General features: G+C 63.2%; 17 protein-coding genes. 10 read left to right on the forward strand and 7 right to left on the reverse strand.

The genetic code is table 11. The annotated features are described in order from the left end of the window. Positions 1-35 precede the first annotated feature (35 nt). The 4 genes from hmuQ to NKI38_RS04195 all read right to left on the reverse strand — a co-directional run bounded on the left by hmuQ (position 36) and on the right by NKI38_RS04195 (position 4,150). Positions 36-350, reverse strand: a complete 315-nt coding sequence (hmuQ, locus tag NKI38_RS04180) for a heme-degrading protein HmuQ (protein ID WP_027039045.1) — start codon at positions 348-350, stop codon at positions 36-38. A 71-nt stretch (positions 351-421) separates the two neighbouring features. Further along, a complete protein-coding gene (locus NKI38_RS04185; RefSeq protein WP_352655029.1) occupies positions 422-1,432 on the reverse strand; it encodes a TonB family protein in 1,011 nt (336 codons plus the stop codon). A gap of 91 nt (positions 1,433-1,523) precedes the next feature. Then, positions 1,524-1,967 (reverse strand): hypothetical protein, encoded by a 444-nt coding sequence (locus tag NKI38_RS04190; RefSeq protein ID WP_352655030.1) that lies wholly within the window; start codon positions 1,965-1,967, stop codon positions 1,524-1,526. 5 nt (positions 1,968-1,972) lie between these two features. After that, positions 1,973-4,150: a TonB-dependent hemoglobin/transferrin/lactoferrin family receptor gene (locus NKI38_RS04195; protein WP_352655281.1), complete on the reverse strand. Its 2,178-nt coding sequence runs from the start codon at positions 4,148-4,150 to the stop codon at positions 1,973-1,975. A gap of 198 nt (positions 4,151-4,348) precedes the next feature. Between NKI38_RS04195 and hemP the strand changes: the two genes are divergently transcribed. Genes hemP through NKI38_RS04220 form a run of 5 tightly spaced genes read left to right on the forward strand, consistent with a single transcriptional unit; the run spans position 4,349 to position 8,471 of the window. After that, positions 4,349-4,555: a hemin uptake protein HemP gene (gene hemP / locus NKI38_RS04200; protein ID WP_023757683.1), complete on the forward strand. Its 207-nt coding sequence runs from the start codon at positions 4,349-4,351 to the stop codon at positions 4,553-4,555. Positions 4,556-4,577: 22 nt separating this feature from the next. After that, on the forward strand, positions 4,578-5,639 hold the full coding sequence (locus NKI38_RS04205; protein WP_352655033.1) for a hemin-degrading factor: 1,062 nt from the start codon (positions 4,578-4,580) through the stop codon (positions 5,637-5,639). A gap of 11 nt (positions 5,640-5,650) precedes the next feature. Then, positions 5,651-6,541, forward strand: coding sequence for a heme/hemin ABC transporter substrate-binding protein (locus NKI38_RS04210; protein WP_352655034.1), 891 nt, complete (start codon positions 5,651-5,653; stop codon positions 6,539-6,541). An 11-nt stretch (positions 6,542-6,552) separates the two neighbouring features. Further along, positions 6,553-7,656 (forward strand): FecCD family ABC transporter permease, encoded by a 1,104-nt coding sequence (locus NKI38_RS04215; RefSeq protein WP_352655036.1) that lies wholly within the window; start codon positions 6,553-6,555, stop codon positions 7,654-7,656. 23 nt (positions 7,657-7,679) lie between these two features. Further along, positions 7,680-8,471, forward strand: a complete 792-nt coding sequence (locus NKI38_RS04220; RefSeq protein WP_352655038.1) for a heme ABC transporter ATP-binding protein — start codon at positions 7,680-7,682, stop codon at positions 8,469-8,471. 118 nt (positions 8,472-8,589) lie between these two features. Here the strand turns inward: NKI38_RS04220 and rirA are convergent, their stop codons facing one another. Further along, on the reverse strand, positions 8,590-9,054 hold the full coding sequence (gene rirA, locus NKI38_RS04225; RefSeq protein ID WP_352627958.1) for an iron-responsive transcriptional regulator RirA: 465 nt from the start codon (positions 9,052-9,054) through the stop codon (positions 8,590-8,592). A 262-nt stretch (positions 9,055-9,316) separates the two neighbouring features. Between rirA and NKI38_RS04230 the strand changes: the two genes are divergently transcribed. The 3 genes from NKI38_RS04230 to NKI38_RS04240 all read left to right on the forward strand — a co-directional run bounded on the left by NKI38_RS04230 (position 9,317) and on the right by NKI38_RS04240 (position 11,840). Beyond that, a complete protein-coding gene (locus NKI38_RS04230) occupies positions 9,317-10,612 on the forward strand; it encodes a DUF445 domain-containing protein (protein WP_352655041.1) in 1,296 nt (431 codons plus the stop codon). Positions 10,613-10,721: 109 nt separating this feature from the next. Beyond that, a complete protein-coding gene (locus NKI38_RS04235; protein ID WP_352655043.1) occupies positions 10,722-11,150 on the forward strand; it encodes a phasin family protein in 429 nt (142 codons plus the stop codon). A gap of 192 nt (positions 11,151-11,342) precedes the next feature. Continuing rightward, complete coding sequence (locus NKI38_RS04240) at positions 11,343-11,840, forward strand: MaoC family dehydratase (RefSeq protein ID WP_352655045.1); 498 nt, start codon at positions 11,343-11,345, stop codon at positions 11,838-11,840. A 192-nt stretch (positions 11,841-12,032) separates the two neighbouring features. Here NKI38_RS04240 and NKI38_RS04245 read toward each other — a convergent pair whose 3' ends face one another. Then, a complete protein-coding gene (locus tag NKI38_RS04245; protein ID WP_352655047.1) occupies positions 12,033-13,487 on the reverse strand; it encodes an MFS transporter in 1,455 nt (484 codons plus the stop codon). Positions 13,488-13,618: 131 nt separating this feature from the next. On the opposite strand from NKI38_RS04245, the gene NKI38_RS04250 reads away from it, so the two are divergent. Then, entirely contained in the window at positions 13,619-14,512 is an 894-nt protein-coding gene (locus NKI38_RS04250; RefSeq protein ID WP_352655049.1) for a LysR family transcriptional regulator, read from the forward strand. Positions 14,513-14,528: 16 nt separating this feature from the next. On the opposite strand, the gene NKI38_RS04255 is transcribed toward NKI38_RS04250, so the two are convergent. After that, a complete protein-coding gene (locus NKI38_RS04255; RefSeq protein WP_352655050.1) occupies positions 14,529-15,932 on the reverse strand; it encodes an aminotransferase-like domain-containing protein in 1,404 nt (467 codons plus the stop codon). A 104-nt stretch (positions 15,933-16,036) separates the two neighbouring features. Between NKI38_RS04255 and NKI38_RS04260 the strand changes: the two genes are divergently transcribed. After that, on the forward strand, positions 16,037-16,900 hold the full coding sequence (locus NKI38_RS04260; protein ID WP_352655283.1) for a DMT family transporter: 864 nt from the start codon (positions 16,037-16,039) through the stop codon (positions 16,898-16,900). Positions 16,901-16,927 lie beyond the last annotated feature (27 nt).

The raw sequence follows: 16,927 nt of genomic DNA on the forward strand, positions 1-16,927 counted from the left end.
GTCCCAAAACCGGGACCACTTTTGGGCGACATGCATTACGCGCCTTCGACGACGGAAAAACCCTCGAACTGGGGGTGGCCGAGATAATGGACCTTTGTCGTGCCGACATTTCGGTGGGCGGCCCGAAAATTCTCCGATTTGGTCCAGGCGATAAAATCATCATGGCTCGCCCATACTGTGTGCGACGCAAACAGCGTGTAGCCTTCGGTCTCGTTGACCGGGCCACGCAACAGATGGAATTCCCTAAAACCCTTCATCTCCGCAAGGCTGGAGTCGCGGTTCTTCCACACGGCTTCGAAATCGTTCTCCGAGCCGGTCTGCACCTTGAAGCGGTTCATGGCGATGTACATGGCGGTTCCTTTCAGAATTGGTGGACGACGACGATTTAACCGTTGGCTTGGAAACGGCGAAGCGAAGGCTCTCAAAACGGACCGATTGCGCCGGTGAAGACAAGACTGTCGCCGACCTTTGGCGGGATGGGTGGAAAGGGTGCTGCCTTGCGCACGATGCCGAGCACGACCTGATCGAAATTTGGCGATCCGGAGCTTTGCAGGATGCGCAGTTCATCGATGCCGCCACGGCTGCCAATGACGAATGTCACAACGGCGTTGTTGCGGGCGGTTAATTGCACCGAAGGCGGGACGCCGCGATTGACGCGGCTGAGTTTTCTGATGACGTCGCTGCGGTAATTGTCTTCTGCGGCGCTGCCTGCCTCTTTCTGCTTCTTGCCCTTGCTGGCGGCCTGTGCCAGCCGGTCCTGACCATCCGCCGTGCCGCGCTTCTCATCCGTCGCCTTTGAAAGGGCGGCTGCCGGAGTTGGCCTGGCGCTGGGAATCGGCGGCTGCTCCGGAACGGCCACAGTCGCGTCGGTGCTCTCGGGCTGAACGGTCGACTGTGCCGGCGTTTCGGTCTTGGGAGCCACGCTCTGATCATCGGGGCGTGAGGCGCCGGCGACCAATATGTCCGGCGTAACTGGCGGCTGTTTGACAGGTTCCGGCAAAGGCTTGAGCGGCGGCTTTGCCGCTTCCTCGGCTGGTTGAGAAGGCTCCGTTGGCGGCGGCTTGGGCGGCATTGCCGGCTGTGGTTTGGCCGGTTGCGGGTTCGGCACCAGCGCAACATTTATGGCCGCCGGATCCTTATCCAGCGTGCTGCCGACCACGTTGCTGCCCGACTGATCACTGCCTTCCGGCTGCTCGGCATCCCTGGAATCGAATGTCCCCGAAGGCGAGACCAGAAAGGCCGCCGCCACAGCGGCATGGAGCAGGCACGAGACGACGATCGCTGCCGTCCATTTGCGGTTCCAGGCCGATGGCCGCGGCGGTGCGAGCGGCTCGGTTGGCTGTATGGCCAACTCGGCGCTGGCGTTTGTGAGGGGGCTGATATCCTGCATGTCTCGCGTCGAGACCTGCAGCGACCTGAGCAGAATTGTCAAATCAAGATCGCTTGGTCCAGAGGACAGCGCGCGGAAGCCGGCCAGAGGCCATGCCACTGTGTTTCGCGTGAATGCGGGATGCTGTCCCACCTCAGACGCCGAAAGCGATACCGGTCTTGGTGTCCGTCTTCAGCTTGCGCATGCAGGCATTCGGTTCGACGCCGGTGCCGGTGCATTCGGTCGCGCTGTTGATCAGCACGTGGCTGACCTTGGCACATTCGGTGCCGGCCAGATCGAAACGCGTCACCTTGGTCTTGCCCGCCGGCAATTCCTTGAAGTCGAGCACTGTCAGCCGGTCGACGACGCCGGCTTCGTTGAACAGTGCGATCTCGAACGCCGCCTTGGATAGGTCGGCGCCAAGATTGTTGTTGACCACGAAGGTCAGGCGGCAACCCTTGTCGGAAGGTTGTGCAGCGTTGAGTTCAAGGCTGAGCGCGGGGACCGGCGCGGACTGTTGTGCCCACGCCGGAACCATCGCAAGCGACATCGCCAGCGTCGAGGCCAGCAGACGAAGGGATGTCGTCAAGCTCGTCATTGTCATCAGCCTCCAAACCGCATCGTTGCCGCCAGCTTCAGCGTTATGCCCGGCTCGTAGACCGCGACTGTCGTGCTGCCGTTGAGCGGGTTGGCGTATTTGACATCGAACAGATTGTCGGCGCGGAAATCAACCTTCAGATTGTCCGTCGCCTGATAGCTGGCGAAGGCATTGACCAGCGTATAGTTCTTGGCCACCGCATTGCCCTTCGGCTTGCCATTGTACTGCACTTCGCCACCGACGGTCAGCTTGTCCTCGAGGAAGCGCAAGCCGAGCTGCGCCGTGACCTGGGAGGAGGGGATGGTGGCGAGATCTGCCCGGTCGCCTTCATAAGAGATCGTGTGACCGTTGATGATGGAGGCCGAAAGTCCGGCATAGCCCCATGCCGCGTCATAAACGCCTTCCATTTCGAAGCCGTTGATCTTGGCCTTGGCGAAATTCTGATACTGGAAGCAGATCGGGATGCCGGGGCCGAACGGGCAGCCGCTGGTCGGGTCGAATGCCGACAGCGTCACGCCATCGATATAGTCGTCGACGTCATTGTTGAAATAGGCGGCCTTGAGACGAAACGCGTCGCCAGCCTCGAGGATATCGTTCTGCTTGTAGTTGATGCCGAACTCGGTCGTCTTGCCGGTCTCAGGCCGCAGATTGGGATTGGGCAGGAATGGGAAGCTGACGCCCGCCGGATGATTGCCGCTGATCAGCGTCTCGGAAATCGACGGCGAGCGATAGCCCTCGGCGTAGGTGCCATAAAACTGAAGACCTGCAAGGCCTGCCGATTCGAACGGTGAGACACCGACAGTGATCCGGGGCGATACCCTGTCGCCAGATATATCGTGGGTGTCATCCTTGAGGCTGTAATTGTCGTAACGCAGCCCGGCGATGACTTCGAGCCAATCCCAAGTGAGCTTGTCCTGGACATAGGCGCCGGAGACGTCGCGCTTGCCTGACGGCGTGTAGAAACTGTCGCCGCCGGCCGCGCCGCCCGTCTTGACGTTGTCGCCGACCCAGTCGCCGCCATAGGTCAGTTCGTGCGCGATGCCGCCGGTTTCGAACCGGGACGTATTCCAGATATCGATGCCGGTCGTGCCGATATCGAACGTCGATGTCGAGCCAGCCGGCAACACCACGGGAAGGCCGGTGCTCGGATCAAACCGTTTGAGAGGAACGAGGCTGGTCAGGTCGAGGTTGGTCTTGTTGTAGGAGGTGTTGATGTGGAGATCGAGCCAGCTCTTGTCCTCATCGGTAATGTTGTAGCGGGCCGTGAAGGTGTTCGACTTCAGGTCGACGTCATTGACGGGCACGCCGCCGCTGATCTCGTTCCAGCCGTCGCTTGAGCCGACCCAGCCGAGCTTCAGTTCACTGTTGTCGGTCGGCCGGATGGTGGTCTTGAGCAGGCCACTGAGCACGTCGAAGCCGGTGCCCTTGACGGTGTCACCGCCGCCATCCTTGTAGTCGTCGTAGTCGCGGTAGACTATGTTGCCGAGCGCATCCCAGTTCTCGTTGAAGCGGTAGGCGCCGGATGCGCTGGTGGTCCAGCCCTTGCCGTTGCTCTCATAGCGTCCCGTGACGGAACCGGCCCACGTCTCGTCCGGCTTGAGAAAGTCCGTGGCGTCCTTGGTATCGAAGAAGACGACGCCGCCGATGGCGCCCGAGCCGTAGGTGTTGGCGACTGGACCACGGATCACATCGACGGATTTGACGAGTTCCGGGTCGATATAGAAGGTCGACTGCGTGCCGTGGTCGGAGCGCTGGAAATTCTGCCGCGCGCCGTCGACGATAACCGCGACGCGGCCGAAATCCTGCAAGCCGCGGATGTTGATGCTGGTGCTGACGCGCCTGGCGTCGGCCTGCGCCGCGACACCGGGCACGCCCAGCAGCATCTCATTGGGCGTCGTCGCCATGCGGCGGTCGAGCTGTTCCTGGCCGATATGACTGGCCGACGCCAGCGATTCGATCGCCGTCTCGCCGGTGCGGCTGATGACGAGGATCTTGTCGAGCAGCGTTGCTCCCGCCGGTGCCGCCTTTTCCTCGTCAGCCTTCTTCGTCTGATCCGCCGGCTGCGCCGCCTGCTGGGCGTTGGCCAGTTCCGCCGATAAGGCGATCGCCGCCACGCTTGCCAGCAAAGCCGCCGCACCGTTCGCCGCCGACCGGCCGCGCCATTCCCAAGTCACCAACCCCATGCCCCAACTCCAAAGTCCAGGTTTCATGCTGGCTGGCCCGGGGCTGGCTGGCGTTTTTGATCGTGTCCGGCGTCTTAAATCTTGACTCATTTAATCCGGTATTGCACTGACTAGTAAACATGATTATTCAAGTCAAGATATGAATCGGATTACGCAACGCCTAGCCAGACGCCCGGCACAGGAAAGGGATCGATCCAGATGAACACCCACAATCCCAACGATTTTCGCTATCGCGTCCGCCGTTCCGACGATGCCTCCGCCCGTTTCGACCGGGTTCCGCTGGCGGTGCGAACCCTGTCCAGCAACACCCTGTTCCAGGGCGAGCACGAGATCGGCATCGAGCATCATGGCGCGCTCTACCGGCTGAAGATCACCCGGCAGGGCAAGCTCATTCTCAACAAGTAAGGCAAGGCAGTAGGGACGAGACATGGATCAGCGCGTAAAACCCGCCCCGCATGAAATCCGGCGGGCACGGACAGACAATCCGAAGACGCGCGAGCGTGATCTGGCTGCCCAGCTCGGCATTTCGGAGGCCGAGCTGGTCGCCGCGCATTGCGGCGACGGCGTCGTCCGCATCGAGCCGCGCGTCAACGATCTGCTGACCGGCCTCGAGGCCGTCGGCGAGGTCATGGCGCTGACCCGCAATGAAAGCGCGGTGCACGAAAAGATCGGCGTCTATGACAAGGTCGTCACCGGCAACCACAATGCCATGGTGCTTGGCGAAAACATCGACCTGCGCATCTTCCCGAAGGTGTGGATGCATGGCTTTGCCGTGGAAAAGCGCGATGGCGACGAGATTCGCCGCAGCCTGCAGTTCTTCGACGCGGCAGGCGAGGCCGTGCATAAGGTGCATCTGCGGCCGGCCTCCAGTCTTTATGCGTATCAAAAATTGGTCGCCGCGCTCGAATCGTCCAATCAGGAGCCGACGGTCGACATTTCGGGGCCACTCCCCGATGACGAGATCCATGGCGACGAAACGACCGCCAATCTCGACGACCTGCGTGACCGCTGGAGCCGGCTGACCGACGTGCACCAGTTCTTCGGCATGCTGAAGACGTTGAAGCTCAGCCGCCGGCAGGCGGTGCGCATGGTCGGCCAGGATTATGCCTGGCTGCTCGACAATGACGCTGTCCGTGCCATGTTCCATCACGCCGCGGAGGGCGAGATACCGATCATGTGCTTTGTCGGAAACCGCGGCTGCATCCAGATCCATTCCGGTCCAGTCAAATCCATCAAGCCGATGGGACCATGGATCAACGTGCTGGACGAAACCTTCCATCTGCACCTGCGAACCGATCACATCCACGAGGTCTGGGCCGTGCGCAAGCCGACCAAGGACGGTCATGTCACATCGCTCGAGGTCTATGACGCCGAGGGCAAGATGATCATCCAGTTCTTCGGCAAGCGTCATGAGGGCGAGAGCGAGCGTGACGATTGGCGGTTCCTGGCAGAAAACCTGCCGCGCATCCCAAGCCCGACTGCAGCCTGAGGAGAACGACAATGGGTTGCATTTCCAAGATCATCGCCGGGCCGGCGATCGGTCTATCCCTTGCTTTCGTCGCACTGCAACCTGTCAATGCCACGGAAGGCACGGCCGTGTTTGCCGATCCCTCGAGGATTGCGGCCATTGGCGGCTCGATCACCGAGATCGTCTACGCGCTCGGCGAGGAGAAGCATCTGGTGGCGCGCGATTCCACCAGCCGGTATCCCAAGGCGGCGCTTGAGCTGCCTGATGTCGGCTACATGCGCGCGCTGTCGCCGGAAGGCGTCCTGTCGGTCAATCCCACCGGCATCCTGGCGCTGCATGGCAGCGGTCCCAAGGAAGCCGTCGATGTCTTGAAGAAGACGAGCGTCCCATTCATCGAAGTGCCTGAGCACTATAGCCACGAAGGCATCCTCGAAAAGGTCCGCATCGTCGGCAAGGCGCTCGGCGTCGATGCCAAGGCCGAGGTGCTGGCCAAGGAGCTTGATGCCAAGCTCACGGCAGCCGAACAGCAGACGGCGTCGATCAAGGAGCGCAAGCGCATCCTGTTCGTGCTGTCGATACAGGGCGGCAAGATCCTGGCGGCCGGCAGCGAGACCGCCGCCGACGGCATGGTCAGGCTGGCTGGCGGCGTCAACGCGGTCGAGGGCTTTTCCGGCTACAAGCAAATGTCCGACGAGGCTGTTATCACCGCCAGGCCGGACGTGATCCTGATGATGAGCAATGCCGGACCGCCGGTATCGGACGACGAATTGTTCGGCAATCCGTCGATCGCCTCAACGCCGGCCGGAATAGCGCGCAAGCTGATCCGCATCGATGGCGGCTACCTGCTCGGCTTTGGGCCGCGCACGGCCGACGCCATCCACGACCTCGCTGTCTCGCTTTATGGCGGACAGGTCACGGACTGAGCAGGCACATCATGGTCGATCAATCGATCGCCGGTCCGGTGGAGGTGATGGCGAGCGCATCCGAAGGCGACCGGTCGGGCCGCGCCCGCATCGTCATTCTTCTGCTGTGCCTGGGGCTCGTGGCTGCCGTTTTTCTGTCGCTGACATCGGGGGCGTCGGACGCATCGGCCGTCAACGTCATCGGCGACTGGCTGTTCGGCGCCGTGCCCGGCGACGCCGCGCTGAGCGCCCGCGACAGCCTGATCGTCTACGACATCCGCCTGCCACGTATTATCCTCGGCATGCTGGTTGGGGCGGCGCTCGCGGTCTCCGGCGCGGTCATGCAGGGGCTGTTCCGCAATCCGCTGGCCGACCCCGGCCTGATCGGCGTTTCGGCCGGCTCCAGCCTCGGCGCGGTTGCAGTCATCGTGCTCGGCGCTACGATATTGGCTCCGGTGACGGCCTTGCTCGGCACGCTTGCACTGCCACTGGCGGCCTTCTGTGGCGGGCTCGCCACGACGCTGGTGCTCTATCAGGTTGCGACGCGACGGGGGCAAACCTCGGTCGCCACCATGCTGCTCGCCGGCATCGCGCTGGCAGCACTCGCCATGGCGCTGACCGGCATCCTCATCTTCATGGCCGACGATCGCCAGTTGCGCGACCTGACGTTCTGGCAGCTCGGATCGCTCGGCGGCGCGACCTGGGCGAAGATTGCTTCCGTCGGGCCGATCATCGTGCTGGCGCTGGCGGCGATGCCATTCCTGGCACGCGGCCTTAACGCGCTGGCGCTGGGCGAGGCGATCGCCGGCCATCTCGGCATTCTGGTGCAGCGGCTGAAATACACGGCCATCGTCGGCGTCTCGGCGGCGGTCGGCGCATCCGTCGCCGTCAGCGGCGGCATCGGCTTTGTCGGCATCGTGGTGCCGCATCTGCTGCGCCTGCTGATTGGTCCGGACAATCGCTATCTGCTGCCGGCGTCGGCGCTACTCGGCGCCTCGCTGCTGCTGCTGGCCGATGCGGTGGCGCGCACCATCGTAGCGCCGGCCGAATTGCCGATCGGCATCGTCACCGCGATCGCGGGCGCGCCGTTCTTCCTTTGGATCCTGCTGCGCAAGCGCGGCGTAGTCGACCTGTGAGTCGTTTATTTGCGAGAGTTGGGATGATCGAGGCAAGGGACGTTTCGGTTGATATCGCCGGCAAGCCTATCGTCGCCGGTGTCGATTTCCATGCGCGCCCCGGCGAGATCGCTGCCATCGTCGGCCCCAATGGTTCGGGCAAAACGACCTTCCTCAAGGCACTTTCCGGCGAACTCGCCTATACCGGGCGCATCGCCCTCAACGGCTGCGATCTCTGCGCGATGAAGCCGGTTGAGACCGCCGTCCATCGGGCAGTGTTGCCGCAGGCGACGACGCTGTCGTTCCCGTTCACGGTGCGAGAAGTGGTCAAGCTTGGCCTTGTCGGCGGCCGCTCGGGCGTCTTGCCGGGGGAGGATGCGCGGCTGCCGGAACGGGCGCTGGCGCGCGTCGATCTCGACGGCTTTGCCGGACGCTTCTACCAGGAGCTTTCGGGCGGTGAACAACAGCGCGTCCAGCTTGCGCGCGTGTTGTGCCAGGTCTGGGCCCCGGTGCTCGACGGCAAGCCGCGATACCTCTTCCTCGACGAGCCGGTTTCCAGCCTCGACATCAAGCACCAGCTGATCATCATGAACATTGCCCGCGACTTTGCCAGAAGGGGCGGCGGCGTGGTCGCCATCCTGCACGACCTCAATCTGACGGCCATGTATGCCGACCGGATCTTCGTCATGAACCGCGGCCGGCTGGCCGCGACCGGATCGCCGCAGGACGTGCTGAGCGATGACCTGATCGAGAAAGTGTTCGACTGCCGGCTCAGGGTCGGCGTGCTGCCGGCCGGGAACATGCCGTTCGTGCTGCCGCAATCGGCGGTCAGCTGAGATTCAGGTAAGGCCGGCCTGCAAATGGAGGCTTCTTGCGCTTCCAGCATCAATTGTGGAAGTCGGCACCCCTCATTGCCCTGCCGGCATTTCTCCCCGTAGAACGGGCGAAAGACGCTCAGGCAGCCGGGGCGCGTCGCTCCATCAGCATGTCGATGCCAAGCAGGTTGCGCACATTCGGCCGCGCTGCCACCAGATCGGCGATCGTGTAGCGCTCCAGCACCGCGAAGAACGCGTTTAGCGCCTCGCGCAATGCCGAATTCAGCGCACAGCTGTCGACCAGCGGGCACTCGGCGGCATCGTTCTCGAAGCACTCGGCCATGGCGAAGCTTTCTTCCGTCACGCGCACGACATCGAACAGGCTGATGGCTTCGGCCGCCCGGCCAAGCTTGACGCCGCCATTCCTGCCACGCACGGTCTGGACAAGGCCGTGCTCGACCAGCGGCTGCAGGATCTTGAACAGGAACAGTTCCGACACCGAATAAGCGGCCGCGATCTCGGGGATGCGGCTCAACCGGTCATCGTTGGCCGCGCAATACATCAAGATGCGCATGGCATAGTTGGTCTGGCGCGTAAGCCGCATTTTGTCCTCACAAGGCACTGGTGCGGTGCAACCACGCCAGATCTGGAAATTTTGCTGATGCGGCTTTGACCCGAAATTCCGGATTCGCCACATTGGCCTCGGTGGAATATGGCCTATACCTTGGAACAATTCCAGACTAGCTTCGACCAATAGATGAATTTTCTCCTCAGCTTTGTGTGCGCGCGGCGCGAAACCGGCTGTCGCGGGTATTTTGGGTGTCAAACCACTAAATAGCCTGAGATCGACGAGGAGCGGCTCACCCATGTCACAATCGGCTTCGTCCCTGGCGCCTGTCCGTTTCGATACCGACGCGGATGCCAAGCTTTCCGCGTTGCGGCGGACAAAATTCGTTGCAGCGGCCGCATTGGCGCTTTGCGTGCTGGTATTTGCGCTCGCCAAATCATTCGAGCACATCTATCCGTGGCTCAGCTTCGTCGCTGCCTTTGCCGAGGCCGCGACCATTGGCGGCCTGGCCGACTGGTACGCGGTGGTGGCGCTGTTCAGGCGTCCGCTGGGGCTGCCGATCCCGCACACCGCCATCATTCCCGAGAACCAGAACCGCATCGCCGACAATCTCGGCCGCTTCATCGAGGTCAATTTCCTGGCGCCCGAGCCGGTGCGCGAAAAACTTGCCGAGGTTGATTTCTCGGCGCTGGTCGCCGACTGGCTGGCCGATACCGAGCGCGCCGCCGACCTGTCGCGCTTCGTCGTGCGGCTGGTGCCGCAGACACTGGCCGCCGTCGAGCAGTCCGGCCTGCGCGGCTTCGTCACCAGCCGCATGCTGGAGCAGATCGAAAAGGTGCCGCTGGCGCCGCTGGCCGCCGAGCTGCTCTCCGCGCTCACCGATGACCGCCGCCACCAGAAACTGTTCGACGAGTTCACCAACGTGATCGGCCGGTTTCTCAACGACGAACAGGCGCTGGCGACGATGCGCGAGAAAATCCGCGAGGAATTGCCGTCGCTGTTCAACCTATTCAAAGCCGACGCCTATCTGCTGAAGAAGATCGTCGCCTCGGCCGGTTCGCTGCTCGACGAGGTGAGGGCTGATCCCGATCACCCGATGCGCGCCGAATTCGACCATTTCGCTCGAGGCTTCATCGAAAAGCTGAGGACATCGAAGCAATATGCCAAACGCGCCGAGAAGCTGAAGCGCGATTTCCTGGCCCGGCCCGAGGTCAAGGGATTGGCCGGCGACATGTGGGCAAGCCTCAGCCAGTTCATCGAGCAGGACGCCGAGGCGCCGAATTCGGTCATCCGCGCGCATCTCGCTAACATGTTCGTCGAGGTCGGGCGGCATCTTGCCAGCGATGCGCAGATCAGGGCCGACATGAACCAGGGGTTCGTGGTGGCGCTGGCGTCGTTCGTGGAGAGCCAGAAGAGCGGCGTGTCGACCTTCATCGCCGACCAGGTCAAGCGCTGGGACCTGGCGCAACTGACGCGGCTGATCGAGATGAACATCGGCAGGGACCTGCAATATATCCGCTTCAACGGCATGATCATCGGCGGGCTCGCCGGTGTCGTGCTCTATGTCGCCGAACTGCTGTTCCTCGTGAATTGATGCGCGGTGGCGCAGTGCTGATTCCTCGCGTCCGAATGGACACACGGCACGCGAGTGCTATTCTCCTGCCGAGGGCGCCCGCATCCGCGGCAAAGGGGAGCAAACGAGCATGGCAAAACAACCGGAATCCGATTCCTTCATGGACATGTTCGGCCGGTTCGGCCGCGACCTGAAGGTGCCCAATGTCGATGTCGAGGCGATCCTCGCCCATCATCGCAAGAACCTCGAAGCGTTGGAGAAATCGGCACGAGCCGGCGCCGCCGGCGCGTCCTCGCTGTTGTCCAGGCAACGCGAGATGTTGCAGGACACACTGCGCGAAGTCACCGATATGGCGCAAAACTACAAGGCGCCGGGCAATCCGCAGGAATTGATGGCCAAACAGACGGAGTTTGCCAGAAAGTCCTTCGAGGCCGCGTTGAAGAATGCCGGCGAAGTGGCTGAACTGGTCAAGAAATCCGGCACCGAATCGGTTGACATCCTGCGCACGCGCATCAAGGAGGCGATGGAGGAAATCCGCGCCGGCTACGAGAAGAAGTAGCAGATATGGCCGAGGCCGGCTCATTGCTGCCGGCAGCCCTGAAAGCCAAGAAATCCCGATCTGACCTGCCGTTGTGCTGGGAGGCATGGCGCGATTGCCGCCGGATTCGGAGGAACGGATTCGCGCAGGGCGAATTGACAGAGGCCGTCAGTTCGTGGTCCGGAGGCTCTGCAAGCGATCGGGAAAGCAGGAATGACTGAAATACGGCCTAAAACGCCGCCGACCTTCGACCAGTTGAGGACGATGGCCGGGCAAGAACTCGGTGTGTCGGAATGGACGACGGTCGACCAGAACCGCATCGACCAGTTCGCCGAATGCACCGGCGATCATCAATGGATTCACGTCGATCCTGAAAGGGCGCGGCGGCAAAGCCCGTTCCGCACGACGATCGCGCATGGCTACCTGACGCTGTCGATCATCGGCGCGCTGGCGCTCGGCATGGGCATCGTGCCCGAAAATACGCAGGCCGCCTTCAACTATGGCTTCGACAAGGTGCGGTTCCTGGCGCCGGTCAAGGTCGGCGCGCGCATCAGGCTGCGCACCACGCTGCTGTCCGTGGAGGACAGAGGTCCCGGCCAATATCTGATGAAGGCAGCGAACACCGTCGAGATCGAAGGCGAGGAAAAGCCTGCTCTGACGGCTGAAACGCTGGTCATGCTCTATGAGCGCCGCAAGCGGGCAGGCGCCTGAGCCTGTTTCGAAATTCTACTCCGGCGGCCATCTGATGGCGTTTTCTGCGCTTCCCAGTTCTACTGCGTCGACGCAGTAGAACTGAGTTCACGGACCTGGTGTCCGCTCCGCTCGTCGCTACGCGACCCCGAAACCACCACCATATGACTCGCCAGAGCGAATTTCGAAACAGTCTCTGAGCGGTGTGGCGCGTCACGAAACCCTGGATTCTGTGCGGCCTACGGCGCGGGCCGAGAGCAGTGCGAGGAACAACGCGACCAACGCCAGCACCGTTGCCGTTTGAAATGTGACCTGCATTCCCTGAGCGGCGGCTTCGGAACTCACCAGACCAATGCCTTCGTGTCCTCTAGCCGATGCGACGGCGAATATGGCGCCCATCAACGATGCGCCGGTGATGAGACCGAGATTGCGCGAAAGGTTGAGCAGGCCGGAAACGACGCCACGTTGGCTGGCTCCGACACCGGTCATGACAGCTGCATTGTTCGACGTCTGGAACAGCGCGTAGCCGACGCAGGTGACGGTGATCGGAACGACATAGCCGGCAATGCCGAGTTTGGTCATGGCGAGCGACAGCAGGAACGTGCCCGTTGCAAGGCTGAGCAGGCCGGCGACCATCATCCTGTGAGCGCCGAAGCGGTCGGTCAGGCGTCCGGCCACCAGCGCCGACAGGGTCGAAACGAGCGGGCCGGTCGACAGCACGAGGCCGACCATTGCGGCATCCAGCCCGAGCCCGCGCGACAGGTAGAACGGGGCCACCACCAGGGTCGCCATCATCACCGTGGCGACAACGAGGCTCATGGCGAGACTGGCGCTTAGCTGGAGGTCGCGGAAGCTGGCAAGTTGGATCAAGGGGTTTCTCACTCTCGCCTGCGCGGCGGCGAAGAGAACAACACCAATGCCGGCAGCCATCAGCAGGCCGATGTTGAGCGCACCGAAATTGCCTCTGCCAAGCGTCATGGCCAGCGCATAGGCGGCCAATGTCAGGGCCAGCAGGACCGTGCCCATCACATCGAACGTGCCTCGGTCGACCTGCGCGGTTTTATTGCGCGCCGGCAAGGCACGCCAGGCGAGAGCGAAGGTGAGCACACCTAGCGGGACATTGACGAGGAAGATCGCCCTCCAGCTGAAGCCGGCGATCAAGAGGCCGCCGAGCGAAGGGCCAAGCGTCGTGCCGATTGCGGACATGGCACCGAGCAGGCCCATGGCACTGCCGGTCCGTTCCTTGCTCACCGTTTCCGCGACAAAAGCCAGCGTCAGCGCCATCATCAGCGCCGCGCCAAACCCTTGCACGGCGCGCGCGGCGATCAGCAGCCCGAGTGTCGGCGCCAGGCCGCAGAGCACCGATGCCGATGTGAACAGCGCGATGCCTCCAAGCAGCGACGGCCGGCGCCCGAACATGTCGGCCAGCCGTCCGGCGCCGACGATCAGCGTGGTGATGGCGAGGAGATAGGCCAGAACAACCCATTGCACGGACTGGAACGATGCGCCGAAATTCTGCATCAGCGATGGCAGCCCGACGCTGGCAATGCTGGTTCCCAGCGACGACAGCAGCGTGGCGAGCGACAGGCTTGCCAGCGCCCAGCGGGCGGATTGCATCCGTGGCAGCGCCGATGCGCCCCCGTCCCGATTTTGCTCAGCGATTGCCACGGCGATCTCCTTTCCATCAGCTCCAGAACCAGAGCCAGCGGAGATTTAGTCTCTTGAGTGATATGGCGGAAGGCGCAGCATTTGCATCATATTCGTGCGCCAAACGCCATGCCATGTGCTATAATCCGCCAATGGCATCGCCCGATCTCAATTTGCTGTTTGCTCTCGACGTCCTGCTGGCTGAAGGCAGTGTGGCGCGCGCCGCCAGCCGCCTGCGGCTCAGCCCCTCGGCGATGAGCCGGACGTTGGCGCGGCTGCGTGAGGCAACGGGCGATCCGCTGCTGGTTCGCGCCGGTCGCGGCCTGGTGGCGACGCCGCGTGCGGAAGAACTGCGACAGCAGGTTGGCCGTGTCGTCCAGGATGCGGAGGCGCTGCTGCGTCCTGCCACCCTGCTTGATCTCCGGAGCCTGGACAGGGTCTTCACGTTGCGCACCAATGAGAGTTTCGTCGAAGAATTCGCGCCTCGTCTCGTCGCCCGTATCCAGGACGATGCGCCCGGCGTGCGGCTGCGCTTTGCACCGAAGTCCGACAAGGACGTGATGTCGCTGCGCGACGCGGCGATCGATCTGGACATAGGCGTCGCTGGCGAGACCGGACCGGAGGTGCGCATTCAGGCATTGCTTCGCGACCGCTTCATCGGCGCTGTGCGAATGGGCCATCCCCTGAGTGAGGGCGCGGTGACGCCCGAGCGCTATGCTGCTGGCCGGCACATCAGCGTTTCACGGCGTGGCCGCGAGAAAGGGCCGATCGACGAGGCTTTGAACCTGCTCGGGCTGCAGCGGACAGTCGTGTGCATGGTTTCCGGTTTCTCGGCAGCTCTTGCCATGGCCCGAACATCCGACCTGATCGCCAGCGTGCCCGAGCGGCATACCGAAGGCGCACGCGCCGGCATGCACAGTTTTCCGCTGCCGGTTGCCACCGCGGGGTTCATCATCTCCATGCTGTGGCACCCGCGCCTCGATGCCGATCCGGCGCAACGCTGGCTACGCGACTGCGTGCGAGAGGTCTGTGCGGCGTCGCGCTGACCGACAACCATGCACGTCAACGCGCCATCGCTGCCTCAAGCACTTTGAAAATCCGCTCGTCCGCGCATTGGGCAACGTTGAAGCGCAGGAAACGGCTGGCCGTTCCGGACAGGCTGAATGCGTTTCCGGGCGCCAGCACGATGTTGTCGGCCAAGGCGCGGCGGGCCACTTCGGCCGCATCAACCCCATCCGGCAGGCTGCACCACAGGAACAGGCCGGCCGGCTGGTCGATCCAGGGCGTGACGCCGATCGCCTTCAGGCGGGCGCTCGTCTCGCCCATGGCGCGCGCAAGGCGGGTCCGCAGCAAATCCATGTGCTTGCGGTAGCTGCCGTCCTTCAGCAGCGTCAGCACCAGTTCGGCCGCAAGCCGCCCACCGCCGAAGGTGGTGGCGATCTTGAGGTCGGTCAGGCCCTCGATCCAGTCGCGGGGTGCCGCGATGAAGCCGCAGCGAACCGACGCTGAAAGTGTCTTGGAAAAGCTGCCGATGTGGACGACGCGGCTCAGGCCATCGAACGCCGCCAGCCTGGGAGCAGGCGCATGTTCGAAGTCGGCAAAGATGTCGTCCTCGACGATGGTCAGATCCGATTGGTCGGCGAGCTTGAGCAGGCGGTGCGCGGTGACCGGCGACAGGACCGCACCGGTCGGGTTGTGGATGGCGGAGTTGGTGATGTAGAGGCGCGGGCGGTGCTCGGTCAGCGCCTGCGCGAACAGGTCGATATCCGGCCCCGACGGCGTATAGGGGACGCTGACGACCTTGGCCCTGTGGGCGCGCAGCAGAGCGTGGAAATTGAAATAGCAGGGATCGTCGACCAGCACCGTATCGCCGGGTTCGATCAGGAACCGGCACAGGAGGTCGATGGCCTGCGTGCCCGATTCCGTCAGCATGATCTGCTCGGGCGAGGCTTCGATTCCATACCCGGCCATGCGCCGTGCCAGCAATTGCCGTAGCGGCGGCAGCCCGAGCGGCGTGCCGTAGTCGGCCAGCGCGATATCGTCGGCACGCGCCACCGTGCGTAGCGCTCGGCGCAAACCTGCCTGGGGCATCCACGAAGCCGGCAGCCAGCCACAGCCGGGCTTCAGCATGTCATCGCCGGCTTCCAGAGACTGGCGCGAGATCCAGAGCGGATCGACGGCGCGGTCGAGGCGGGGGCCAATCTCGGCCAGCGACAGCGGCGCCAGCGAGCCGGCGGCATAGAAGCCCGAGCCCGGCCGCGAGCGTATCGCACCTTCGGCGGCGAGCCGCTCATAGGCTTCGACCACGGTGGATTTGGACACCTGCATGGATTTGGCGAAGGCGCGAATCGAGGGCAGTCGTGCTCCCGGTGTCAGGCTGCGTGCCGCGATCCGCTGACGGATCGTCGTCATGACGCCTTCGACCAGCGTTCCGCTGCTCTCGCTTCCCAGGGTCTGTTTGTCCATCCGTACTGCTCGATTGCCCATGACAGTTTTGTATAACTGTACCGCATTGTCTCTGGCAATGCCATGCGCTCCGCTCGATACAGAGCCGACAAACGGAGCATATGATGGACAAGATTGCGAGCGGCTGGGTGAACGGGTTCATCGGCGTGTTGATCTTCAGCGGCTCGCTGCCGGCGACGCGCGTTGCGGTGAAGGATTTCGATCCGACATTCCTGACGTCGGCCCGAGCGGCGATTGCCGGACTGCTTGGTCTGGCACTGCTGCTCCTGTTTCGGCAGAAACGTCCGGAGCGTAGTGATCTGCTGTCGCTGGTGATCGTGGCACTCGGCGTGGTTGTCGGCTTTCCCTTGCTGACCGCTCTGGCGCTGAAGCACGTCACCACGGCCCATTCCATCATCTTCGTCGGCCTGCTGCCGCTGGCGACAGCGATCTTCGGCGTGCTGCGCGGCGGCGATCGCCCGCGTCCGGCGTTCTGGCTGTTTTCGTGCGTGGGCAGCGCGCTGGTCGCGGGTTTTGCCCTGACGCAGGGCGTGACGGCTTCGCCGGTCGGCGACGGCCTGATGCTCGCCGCCATCATCGCCTGCGGTCTGGGCTATGCCGACGGTGCCGCACTGTCGCGCAAGCTTGGCGGCTGGCAAGTGATCTGCTGGGCGCTGGTGCTGTCGCTGCCGATCATGCTGGTGCTGACGCTGATGATCATGCCGCCATCGTTCGACGGCGTCGGTGTCAGTGCGTGGATCGGGCTGGCCTATGTCTCGCTGTTCAGCATGCTGATCGGATTCGTCTTCTGGTATCGCGGCCTCGCCCAAGGCGGCATCGCCGCCGTGGGGCAATTACAGTTGCTGCAGCCGTTCTTCGGTCTCGCCCTGGCGGCGACGTTGCTGCATGAGCAGGTCAGCCCGCTCATGGTTGTCGTCACGCTCGGCGTGGTGCTGTGCGTGTTCGGTGCGAAGAAATTTGCGAGGTAGGAGGTCTGTCATGCTCGGCACAGCGCC

Source organism: Mesorhizobium sp. M0621 (genome assembly GCF_040320745.1).
Lineage (GTDB): Bacteria > Pseudomonadota > Alphaproteobacteria > Rhizobiales > Rhizobiaceae > Mesorhizobium.